This window comes from Halonotius terrestris (assembly GCF_006861665.1).
Lineage (GTDB): Archaea > Halobacteriota > Halobacteria > Halobacteriales > Haloferacaceae > Halonotius > Halonotius terrestris.
Map to the genome: position 1 here is coordinate 41,615 of NZ_RKLU01000009.1, position 10,736 is coordinate 52,350.

A 10,736-nucleotide genomic window follows, 5' to 3' on the forward strand; every position below is an offset into this window, starting at 1 on the left:
GCGTGGCAAACGACCAAGAGATCCACGACCGGCTGGCCCGTGTCGAAGAAATCATTGAGCAGCTCGATGCGGACGAGTGTGACCTCGATGAAGGGACAAGGCTCCACGAGGAAGGTCAGGAACTCTTGGCCGAGGTGCAAGAAATCCTCGACAACGGGCGTGGAGAGGTCGTGGAACTCGAGTAGAGCGCCATTCCAACCTTAACCAACAGACAACGGCATCTAACCCCGTTGTTGGTTAACGGTACCTTTGCAAGGTGAACGAGCTCTCCGGTTATAATTTACTTTAGAATTTTGCGCCAGTTGGTGGCCAGAAAGCATATACCGATCTTCTAGCTATCGCACCACCATGGACCGGGGTTCAACCGGTGCATACCCACCCCGCACATATGATCACACGGGCAGTCACCATCGAAGACATCGATGATCTGTACCTGACGTGGAACAGCCATATCAACGGTTCCGCCCTCTATCGCCGCGCCCTCCGAGATGAGATGGAGCTTCGCCACGTCGACCCCGACGAGCTTCGAGATCTCTTCGAACGGGCCCGCGAACAGGGCTACACGAAAGACGAGATCGTCGACGAGACCAACCGCTACGCTGATCTGAAAGCACTCGTCGACGACGCAGAGGAGTAACCCGCTATGTCACAGGACAATACGCCCTCCGAGACGGCCCCGAATCGCGCCGACAGCCAGTCCACGGCGGCAAGTAGGCTTCCCAGGCAAGCTATGTTCATCGTCGTCGTCCTGAGCCTGTTCGCTGTGGAACCCGCCGCCGCACAGACGAATGCCGTCTGTAGTGCGGACAACCTTCCCAGCATGATCGAGGGCTTCTTCCAGCTTACCACGGCGCTGGGCATTGTCGGCCTCGCAGTCGTGTGGCAGGCCGACTCCCTTATCGAGATGTTCACGATCACGCCCGAGCAGAAGAAGGGCCTCAAGCGCCACAAGCGCTCCGCGATGAAGTCCGCGGTCGTCCTCGTCGCCCTCGGACCACTCTACACCGTCGCTGGGTCGATGATGAACCTCCCGCTGGCGCAGTGCGTCGACCTCGCCCCCTGGTAGGTGACTACCACCCCCGTCGCGAGCCCCCATGAAACAACGAGAGCTCTCCGTGCTAATGGCCGCCCTGTTCGTGACGAGCCTAGTCACGGGTCTCGTTACTGCAAGCCCGCCACGGCCAGGCACGGAGGGGAATGGGCTCACTGAGAATGAATCAGCGACGCTGTGGTCTCGCGACGCGGACAACTACATCAGCCAGGAGGAGTATCAGCAGCGGTACGGCGAGAGCCGGACCGCGATGCACCAACTCGCAAACGGGACGGACATCACGTTCAAGCGCCCGCCGGCGACAGCTGCAACGTGGACGCGAAACGATTTCGCTGCTCTCGAACCCGGTGGGTCGGATACGTCCGTGCATCCGCGCCACGCGTCGCTCGAAGACGGGGTGTTCATCGAGGACGCCCACGCCACGGTGTTCGCAGTGCAGCCGTCGACGCGAGGTCACTTGGAGTCGGGTGACACGCCGCTCTATATCGCGCCGAACGGCACGATGCGGGGGTTCGTCGACTATCGCGTTCGCGTCCCGAACGGAAGCTCTTCGGGGAACACGACGATCGAGTGGTCGCTCACGAGCAACGAGGTCGAGGAGGTTCGATTGCAGAAGGATGGCGAAACCATCGTCGAGCGTGACGGCTCGCACACGCCGGCCCTCGACTACCAGATCGAGGATGACTGGAGTGCAAACCTCACGCTTGAAGCCGAGATCAGCGTCCGGTTGAAGAAGACCACGCGAATCGACCGAGGCGACGAGACCGATGTCGAGGTCACGTATCGTACCGAGTCGCTCAACGTCTCGGACTCGATCGCCGTCGAGATCTACGACCTCTCGGCGTACCCCTACTACGCCGAGTATCCCAATGGTGACGCCGGTGTGGCTATCTTCCAGTCCAGACCGTGGCAGGGGTACACGCTCACGGAGAATGGAAGCGCACGAGTCCGTGGCGTCTGGCGGTTCTACACCGCGCGGAACACCAACTGGGACACGCTCGTTCGGTCGAATCGGACCGACAGCGCCACCGTCGAGTCTGACGCGATTCCGGTCTATGTTCACGCGTATCCGTCGCGAATCGGCCCGCGTGCTGAACCAATTCGCGATGGCCCAGAGATCATCGACACCTGGGGCACTGACCGACCGTCTCCGGACGGCACTCTCGGTGAGAACATCAACATCGACATCGTCAACCAGTCGTACACGACGACGTACGGTGTTGCGGTTCGCGCGGAGAACGTCGACCGCGACGCGCTCCAAGTAGCGGGGATCGTGCGGGGTGTGAACGCCTCGATTGTGGCACCTGACGCTGGCTCAGAGCGGCAGCTCCGGCGCAGTAATCTGACTGTTGAGGTGCTCCAGCAGAACGAAAGCCAGGCCACACTCCGCATCGAGCTCCGGGATAACGAGACCGGCGCACCAATCGTGCTCAGCGATCCCGACCGACGATATCCAATCGGTGGGAACACTCGCAACGGCTACATCACCGTCGCGGAGCAACGCGTCGAGACCAACGCCTCCGGGGTGGCGATTGTGACGATCGACGAGCCGGGTATCTACACGGCTCGGTACCACCCAGGTTCGTGGCTCGGGCACGACCCCGCGTATGTGAGTGCGACGGCAACTGTTCGCTGGCACCCGCTCGGCACCATCGACGGTTGGTTCGCGTTCATTTTCGAGGTTGGCTGGCAGCTCATCCCGTTTCTTGTGATGTTCTACGCTGGCAAACGACTTCTCCGAATGCTCGGTCCAGAAGACATCTTCCAACGGAACCCATAGTCATGACTAGAAACCACCCACACATCAGTCGGCGAACCGCCCTCCGAACAGTCGCAGGTGCTGCCCTCATGAGCGTCGCTGGCTGTCTGAACGACAATGGCGGTTCTGGGACGCCAGGTGATGGAACGACCTCTCCAGATGGTAAAGGCCCACTCACGCGCATTACTATTGAGGGGACAACACTCGTCGTCGAACTCTCCGAAGAGGCCGACATTGACCAGGTCAACCTCATCCAACCGAACGGCGAGTTATTTGGGAAGCGCGACGTAGCCGCGGGTGCTCAGCAGGTCTCATTCGAGATCGGCACCGCGTATGCGCCCGGTGAGTACCGCGTACTCGCGTTGAAAGGCGAGGAGACAGTAGTCGAGACCACGACTGAACTGCGTCCAGAGATCCAGATACAGGATGTCGGACTCTATCGGAATAATCCAGATAAGCCGTGGGACGAAGTCTATGGTGAGAGCGAGACAGACCGGATCAAGAATGGCGAGGCATTCGTTACGGTAGAGAACACAGGAAGCGGTCCGGAAGCGATAACTGAACTAATCTTCTCCGGGGACGTTCCCAATCCAATTGAGAACCCCAGAGGTAGTGGAATGCACGAAACCGACCGGGTAGTAGTCTCCCCTGGTGAGACGGCCGACCTGTTCAGTAATTCGTTCCCGTTCGGTTCAGAGAGTGAAGACGGAATGGGGTGTTCCCCAGATGGTAACAGCGGGCAGTTCACGGTTATCGTTGAGACTCAGGTCAGTGGCAATCGGGTCACGAGTACCTACAATGTCCAGTATTCCGGGTCTGACGAGATGACAGACTGTGAGGTCACGATTACGGAGGCCTGACGATGGTTGATCTTATTGACGTCGTTCTTGAGGGTATCAAAGGCGTCGTTGAGTGGTTCATCGGGCTGTTCATGGACGGTCTCAGGTCGGGGTATGAGACTCTGACTGAGGGAATGTTCGGAACCCCGACCCCAGAGACGAACGGAGCATTTGTCTTCGGTGAACCAACCAACGCACCCTGGCCAGTAATCCACGATGCTCTCATCGGCGGCGAAATCATGCTGATTGCCCTTTTGCTCCTTGTGATGAGTGTTCAGGGCCGTCACACGGTTCGGATCTTCAATATTGGAAGTACCTACGAAGCCCGAAAAACGAAGAAGACGGCCTGGGTCGGTGCTTTTCTAATCATTACGTGGTATTGGGTTGGAACTCTCGCACTCTACCTCGTCGACGGGTTCACCATTGCACTAATGCCGGAGCTTTCCTCCGTAGCCTCGGCAATGCTTCAGTTCTTGGGCGCAGCCATCACAAACCCCGGACTGGGGCTATTGTTCGCCGTGATTGGTGGAATCTCGATGTGGGCGCTGGAGGCGCTGTTCTACATCCGGATGATTCTGCTCTATGTCTACCTGTACGGAATGCCGATTGCATTTGCACTGGCCTACGGAAATATTCCGGTCGTATCCGATATCGCGATGGGGTTCTGCAAACGGTTTGTCCCGTTGGCTGTCCTCCCGCTCCCGGCAGCGATGGTCCTCAAGGGGTACGACTTGATCTACGGCGGTGGGACTCTCACACCAGGAACAGCGTTCCTCAAATATCTCGTTGCTGCGTCCCTCCCGCTGGTCGCCCTCTACATCACGTGGAAGACGTTCAAATACGCGACGCCGTTGACGGCCAAAGTCGTCGGCGGTGCGACGAAAGGCGCAGCACTCGTTGGCGGTGTCGCTGCTGGGGCCTACGTCGGTGGCGCCGGCGTCGCGACGACCGCCGCTCGGTGGGGGCCGAAAGCCGCCGCTGGCCACGCCGTCGCGCAAAAAGCGGCTGCCCGCGGTGGTCATGGAGGAAACGATGGAGGCACGCCATCGTACCGTCGAACGGAAAATGACCCTGGTGGAGCGACAGCGGAATCGGCGAGTGACGACCGTGGGATGGAATTTGATCGAGGAATCCACTAACAATGTCAGCAGATCAAGACGCGGCTGCACGGCGCATCATGGATCAGTTCGGCGAGGAGAGTCGCATCCCGTATCTCAATATCGAGGAAGGGGACGTCGGCATGCTCATCGCCTTCCCCATTATTGGGCTGTTTATCGCGGGCCTCACCGGGATCGAATCACTGGCCCTCCCGTTCGTTGCTGGTGGGCTTGGCTTTGGCGTCGCCGTCATCTACGTCTCACCAACCCACCTGAACGCCTGGACGTGGACCAAAGACGTCTATCGGTACCTCAAACGGCCTCAGGTCACGTTCAGTGCGCCCGCCGAAGCCGACACGAGTACCAACGAGTCAGAGCGCAACGAGGGCGGACTCGCGAACTACACGCCGTTCAAGCCCGACGAGCGAACGCAGGATCTCACCAACATCAAGCGAGCGTGGCCGGGCGCTGGTGCTATCCAGCGTGAAGACGGCTCGATGGAGGCATTCATCGAGATCGATCCGGCCAACATGGACTTCGCGATGTCCGACGACTGGGCACAGCTCCAGGACGCTGGCGAAGAGTTCGCTAACAAAGAGCTAGACTCGAAGCTCAAACTCCACGCCACAACCCGTTCCTTCCCGGTCGAGCAGATCACCGAGACCATCGAGGAGCGCCTCACTGACGAAGACGTTACGGAGAACCCGATTTTCCGGGAACTCCTCGAAGAGTACCGGGAGACACGGCCGAAGGAGATGCGTGACCGGGGCATCCAGCAGGTCCGGTACTATATCGGCGTTGAAGTTAGCCCGATAGAGGTCTACGACCGCTTCCGCGACGAGGGCACCCCCGCAGAGAAGCTGACCCAGTTCCCGGTCATCGGCTTCCTGTTCAACCCGTTCGTCACCCGCCGCGAGGACCTTACTGACGTCGAACGTCGTGCGCAGATGTTCGAGAAGCTCGACAGTCGGGTGAACGACGTGCGATCCGAGTTCATCCAGCAGGCGTCGGGGTGGTCCGCACGCCGCCTCAGCACGGTCGAGCTGTTCGTCCTGAATATGGACTTTTGGAACGGCCGCGAACACGACTACGACGAGGCAGAACGTGTCGTTCGCGACCAATCGATCATCGGCCACTCGCGCCGGGAGGACCCACACGATGCGTAACGTGATCCTCCAGACTGGTGGTGGCGCGCTTGGCTCCGTCGCCGGGTGGCTCCAGAACCTGACACCAGCAGAGAGTGCAGTACTTGCCCTTGCAGTGGGTCTCGGCCTTGGCGTCGGCAGTAAGTACCTCTGGGACCGCTTCACTGCGGATGATGAACCAGACGTGGACTTCACCGATGTCCTCGACGAGGAGACACTCGAAGAAGGCGAGGCCGAACGCAAGCTCCTCGACGACATCTCCGAGTCACACAAGACGGTGACCGCGCCGGCGGCGATTGAGTGGGAAACGCGAGCCGCACAGGTCGGTGAGCAGTGGACGTCGACGCTGTACATCGCTAACTATGCCGACTATCCCAACGACGGGTATCTGAGCGACCTCTTCGAGATGACCGACGTCCAGTTCGATCTGACGGCCCATATCACGCCGAAAAATCAGGAGCGGGCCCGGAACGAACTGCAGGACATCGCTGACGACCTTCAGGTGGACGCTGACCTCGAACAGAGTATCCGGAGTGCCTACCTACAGGAACGCGCCAACGAGGCTGCAGCGACGTACAAGGCCGTCGAGAACGGCGCGAACGTCTTCGACCAAGGGATGTTCATCACCGTGCGGGCCGACGAGAAAGACGACCTCAGAGACGCCGTCCAGACGGTCAAGAGTGCGCTCCGGGACGACCCGGCGAACCTCACGCCGAAGACGGCCATCTGTCGCCAGGATCTCGCCCTCCAGTCCGCCGCGCCCATCGGCGACAACGAGTTCGGCCGGACGTCGATCGCACTCGGCGGCGCCATCGGCGCGTTACTGTCTTCGCCGCACAACGCGACGATACTCGAGGAAGGCGGCGTCGAGTTCGGGATCCACAAGGACAACCAGAGTCCGGTGGTCATCGACCCGTTCGCGCGGGACAACGGCTACGCGATGTTCACCGTCGGCGACACCGGGTCGGGAAAGTCGTTCAGTTCGAAGCAGAACTTCATCCGGTCGATTGAGCAGAGCAAGGACCGCATCGGCATCATCCTCGAACCATTGAACAACTGGGCCGGCGTCTCAGAGGCGCTCGACGCCAAGCGGATCACGGTTGGCGGGACGCTCGGTCTGAATCCGCTGGAAATCCGCGAGACGCCCGAACACGTCCAGCGGGCGATGGGTGAGGACGCGAGCCCGTTCAACGAGAAACTCGACGACGCGATGAGCTTCCTCACGAACTTCTTCGCCCTCCGGGGTATCTCACTGGGAGATCGGCGCACCACGCTCGAACTCGCCCTCAAACGTGCCTACCAGCGCAACGGGATCACCGACGACATCTCGACGCACAGCAATCCGAGTCCGACCATCCGCGAGATGATGGACGTGTTCGAAGATATGGTCGACGACCCCGAGGAGTTCGTCGTCCGGTCCGACGAGGAGGCGGGGAAGATCAAAGAGAACGCAACGTGGCTGCTCGATCAGCTCCGTCCCTTCGAGGACGACGGTCGCCACGCCAACCTCGGCCAACAGTCCGACTTCGACATTCGGGATGAGAAGGTCATCTACCTCGACCTCGCCCAGCAGGAGGGCAGCGTCGACAGCAGCACGGCGCTGACGATGCAGCTACTCATCTCGCTGGTGTACGAGCGGGCGAAAGTCTCGGAGAAGGAGGTCGTGTTCTACATCGACGAGGCACGCTACATTATGCAGGACGCCGCGAGCCTGGCGTTCCTTGAGACGGTGTTCCGCCACCACCGGCACCACGACCTCTCGATCCGGCTGGTCACGCAGACCGTCGACGAGTTCTTCGAGCACGCCGAATCCGAGGCAATCCTGGATCAGTGTGCGGTCAAGCAGTTCCATCGCCTCGATGGGATGGACGAGGAGTGGGCCGACGAATTCGGCCTGAATTACGCGCAAATGCGGTTCGTCCAGGACGCCGTTCCTGGTAACGAGGACGCCGGCTTCTCCGAGGCGCTGGTGGGCGTCGACGGCGAGTGGCGCGGTATCCAGGTCAAAGCGATGCCCAAGGAGAAACAGGTCATCGACTTCGACCCAACCGAGCAACGGCGATCCTCACTCCCCGGGACTGGTGAGAACGCCGTGGACGCGGACGTGCAGGCGTTCCAAGACGAGATTGAACGCCGAGGGACTGACAACGGACAACTCCAATCTGAGCGGACGCCAACAGAGACTGATGGCGGCGAAACGGGAGGTGGCGACGATGCGTGAGTATCTTCGCGTGACGCCAACCTCCGAACGCCTCAATCCGGAGCGTCTGCCGCAGGCACTGGAGAGCCTCCACAAACTGACCTCAACGGACTCGACAGGGCTAGTTGACAAACTCAATCCGCTACATAGCGACACACCGATACAATTCGAATTTCTCGCGCTGAGCGAGGGGGCAGATGACCCCGTCGAATTCTACTACGGTGCCGACGACCATCTGGATACCCTTGAGAAGCGGCTCCAGTCGGTCTATCCCGAGACGTTCGACATCGAGCGTACCGAGGTCGACGTCGCATCCCGACTCGTGCAGCCTGTCGAATTCGACCGAGAGACATTCGTCGAGCAGTATAACTCGGGCGGGCTCAGGTATGAGTTCGGCCCTGACGAGCAATACGAACGTGGCACTGACGACAACAAACAAGCGGGGCCAGCAGACGCCGAATCAGTCGCGGATGGAGGAACAGTCGGTGACCAGTCTGCCGACCACTTCATCGAGATTGGTGATACTGCCCTCGAACTCGCCCCACCAGATGCGATTCCTGAGGATGAGCCACTCACCACGCTTGCCAAACCAACGGTAACATCGGAGGGGACGATACTCGCACGGCCAGCGACCGAATCCGTCTCCCCACTCGGCGTACGGTGGCAAGGGTCGGCGACTCGGAAGCAAGACTGGATGACCTCACTCTTGCCAGTTACTGCCGACGACGAAGCAGAACTCCCAGCCGTCGATCAGCCAGGAGGTGCGCTCGCGTCACTCGTCGACCATCTGATGGAGGCGACAGCACCAGTAGCGTTCCAGGTCGTCTTCCAACGACGCGAGAGCTGGCAGTCCGATGCCGACCTTCGCAAGGAGGACGTCATCGACGGACGAGACACACTCGCTCAGGAAATTATTGGCTCCCTTTTCGAACTCGACGATCAGTCGGAGAGCCGGGACAGAAACCAGCTGAGCGACGCCGTTGCAAAACGTGTCGCAGCAATCGAGGCGAAAAATCCGAAGCGGTCGTTCACCGCGAACATCCGAGCAGTCGGGATTCCATCCGGTGGTAACAGTCGCGATGATCTCGATGAGCGAATGCAATCACTGGTCCCGGTATTCGACCCGCTTGACGGGCCGTACTACCAGGTTGCAGCCGAACGAATACGTGACAGCGGCTTGCGGGCAGCCACGAAAGAACGAAACGCACGAGCGGCGCTGCAGCGGCTCTTGGATCGTGAGATCACGACCGGTCGTGGGACGACCCGACCGGAGTTCGTCCTGAGTGGTCGAGAACTCGCGCACTTCGTACCCGTCCCCTCCTCGGAGCAGCTTACTGTCGAGGGGGCACGTGGGACGCGTGCGGAACAGCAGAGTCGGAATCCGTTGCCCCGTCCGCACCAAGACCTCATGAGTGAGTTCCGAGACGGGATGGCAATCGGGTATGCCCTCGACGACACCGGCGAGGCCGAAGACGAGCCGACACACATTCCACCCGGACTGCTGCCCACTCATTACGGCCGGTTCGGAACAACCGGCTCTGGGAAGTCGAAAGCCCTCATCAACGATATGCTGTCGCTGTACGACAACACCGAGGGGCCGACGATCCTCATCATCCCGAAAAACGACGATATGGCCCAGAATTACATGCGGGCTCACGCGCGTCGGTTCGGAATGACCGACCTCGAAGAGAACGTCGTCCACTTCCCGATTCCGGACGTCCTCCCCGGGTTCTCGTTTTTCGATCTCGAACCGTCGATGGAGAGCGGACGGCGCCGCGAAGACGCCGTCCAACGGAAGGCCGACCACTACGAAGAGATTTTGAAGCTCGTGATGGGAACCGACCGCTACGAGCGGGCGACTGTGGCTCCGACTCTCATCAAGACACTCATCAAGGCACTGTTCGACGAGGAATACGGCCGTGAGAACGGGCTCTACCGAGCGTCGACGGACTACTTCGCCCACCGACAGCTCGAACACGTCGTCGACCAGCTCTGGGAGGCCGGGCCACCGAACGAGAACATCGGCGAGACCCCACGGTCGAGCGACGAGGAAGTCACCCGGACGATTCGACGGCAACTCCAGTTAGATCCAAACACCTTCGCGAACGTGATGGGTGGTGTCGGAAACCGCCTTGCGTACATTTCTCAGGATACACACCTACGGCAGATCTTCAACAATACCGAGAACCAGTTCGACTTTCGGGATGTCCTCGACGAGGATACGGTCATCCTCTTCGACCTCGGAGATCTCCGCGACGACGCTGCCCGGATCATGACTGGTGTGATCCTGACCAATCTCGATGCAGCTCTCAAGGACCGCAAACAGGCCCTCTCCCAGCACTCGGACGACTACGTCGTGAACTTGCTCGTCGACGAGGCAGCGTCGGTCGTAGTCTCCGACATCATGAACGATCTCCTCGAGAAAGGCCGGGGATTCCGGCTCTCTGTTGGCCTGTCGATGCAGTTCCCCGAACAGATGGAGGCTGAAGGTGGGCGGAAGATCTACCTGAATGCTCTGAACAACATCGGCAGTTCACTCATCGGGAAAATCAACGTCGACCGGGAACTGGCGCGAGCGATGGCCCACGAAGAGATGGACCCCGCGGATTTCGCCAATCGGATTCGTTCGTTGCCACGAGGGGAGT

At 60.1% G+C, this 10,736-nt stretch carries 8 protein-coding genes and 1 pseudogene; all 9 read left to right on the forward strand.

Annotated features, from left to right (window positions below; genetic code table 11):
* Positions 1-2 precede the first annotated feature (2 nt).
* On the forward strand, positions 3-185 hold the full coding sequence (xseB, locus tag EGH24_RS13405) for an exodeoxyribonuclease VII small subunit (RefSeq protein WP_142980645.1): 183 nt from the start codon (positions 3-5) through the stop codon (positions 183-185).
* 203 nt (positions 186-388) lie between these two features.
* Entirely contained in the window at positions 389-637 is a 249-nt protein-coding gene (locus EGH24_RS13410; protein WP_142980646.1) for a hypothetical protein, read from the forward strand.
* Positions 638-643: 6 nt separating this feature from the next.
* On the forward strand, positions 644-1,066 hold the full coding sequence (locus EGH24_RS13415) for a hypothetical protein (RefSeq protein WP_142980647.1): 423 nt from the start codon (positions 644-646) through the stop codon (positions 1,064-1,066).
* Positions 1,067-1,094: 28 nt separating this feature from the next.
* Positions 1,095-2,831 (forward strand): hypothetical protein, encoded by a 1,737-nt coding sequence (locus tag EGH24_RS13420; RefSeq protein WP_142980648.1) that lies wholly within the window; start codon positions 1,095-1,097, stop codon positions 2,829-2,831.
* Between the two features lie 2 nt (positions 2,832-2,833).
* Positions 2,834-3,670 (forward strand): hypothetical protein, encoded by an 837-nt coding sequence (locus EGH24_RS13425; protein ID WP_142980649.1) that lies wholly within the window; start codon positions 2,834-2,836, stop codon positions 3,668-3,670.
* A 2-nt stretch (positions 3,671-3,672) separates the two neighbouring features.
* A complete protein-coding gene (locus tag EGH24_RS13430) occupies positions 3,673-4,788 on the forward strand; it encodes a hypothetical protein (RefSeq protein WP_142980650.1) in 1,116 nt (371 codons plus the stop codon).
* 2 nt (positions 4,789-4,790) lie between these two features.
* Positions 4,791-5,912 carry a hypothetical protein gene (locus EGH24_RS13435; RefSeq protein WP_142980651.1) on the forward strand — a complete coding sequence of 374 codons (1,122 nt, stop codon included), beginning with the start codon at positions 4,791-4,793 and terminating at the stop codon, positions 5,910-5,912.
* Positions 5,905-8,112, forward strand: coding sequence for a VirB4 family type IV secretion system protein (locus EGH24_RS13440; protein WP_142980652.1), 2,208 nt, complete (start codon positions 5,905-5,907; stop codon positions 8,110-8,112). Before EGH24_RS13435 ends, EGH24_RS13440 begins: the two co-directional genes overlap by 8 nt.
* Positions 8,078-10,736: pseudogene (locus tag EGH24_RS13445) on the forward strand (conjugal transfer protein); the annotation flags it as partial. The gene EGH24_RS13440 and the pseudogene EGH24_RS13445, both read left to right, overlap by 35 nt.

Excerpts from the sequence above, each read along its gene's own strand:
- EGH24_RS13430 (WP_142980650.1), top strand. The coding sequence starts at position 3,673 with ATGGTTGATCTTATTGACGTCGTTCTTGAGGGTATCAAAGGCGTCGTT.
- EGH24_RS13420 (WP_142980648.1), top strand. The coding sequence starts at position 1,095 with ATGAAACAACGAGAGCTCTCCGTGCTAATGGCCGCCCTGTTCGTGACG.
- EGH24_RS13410 (WP_142980646.1), top strand. The coding sequence starts at position 389 with ATGATCACACGGGCAGTCACCATCGAAGACATCGATGATCTGTACCTG.
- EGH24_RS13440 (WP_142980652.1), top strand. The coding sequence starts at position 5,905 with ATGCGTAACGTGATCCTCCAGACTGGTGGTGGCGCGCTTGGCTCCGTC.
- EGH24_RS13415 (WP_142980647.1), top strand. The coding sequence starts at position 644 with ATGTCACAGGACAATACGCCCTCCGAGACGGCCCCGAATCGCGCCGAC.
- EGH24_RS13425 (WP_142980649.1), top strand. The coding sequence starts at position 2,834 with ATGACTAGAAACCACCCACACATCAGTCGGCGAACCGCCCTCCGAACA.
- EGH24_RS13435 (WP_142980651.1), top strand. The coding sequence starts at position 4,791 with ATGTCAGCAGATCAAGACGCGGCTGCACGGCGCATCATGGATCAGTTC.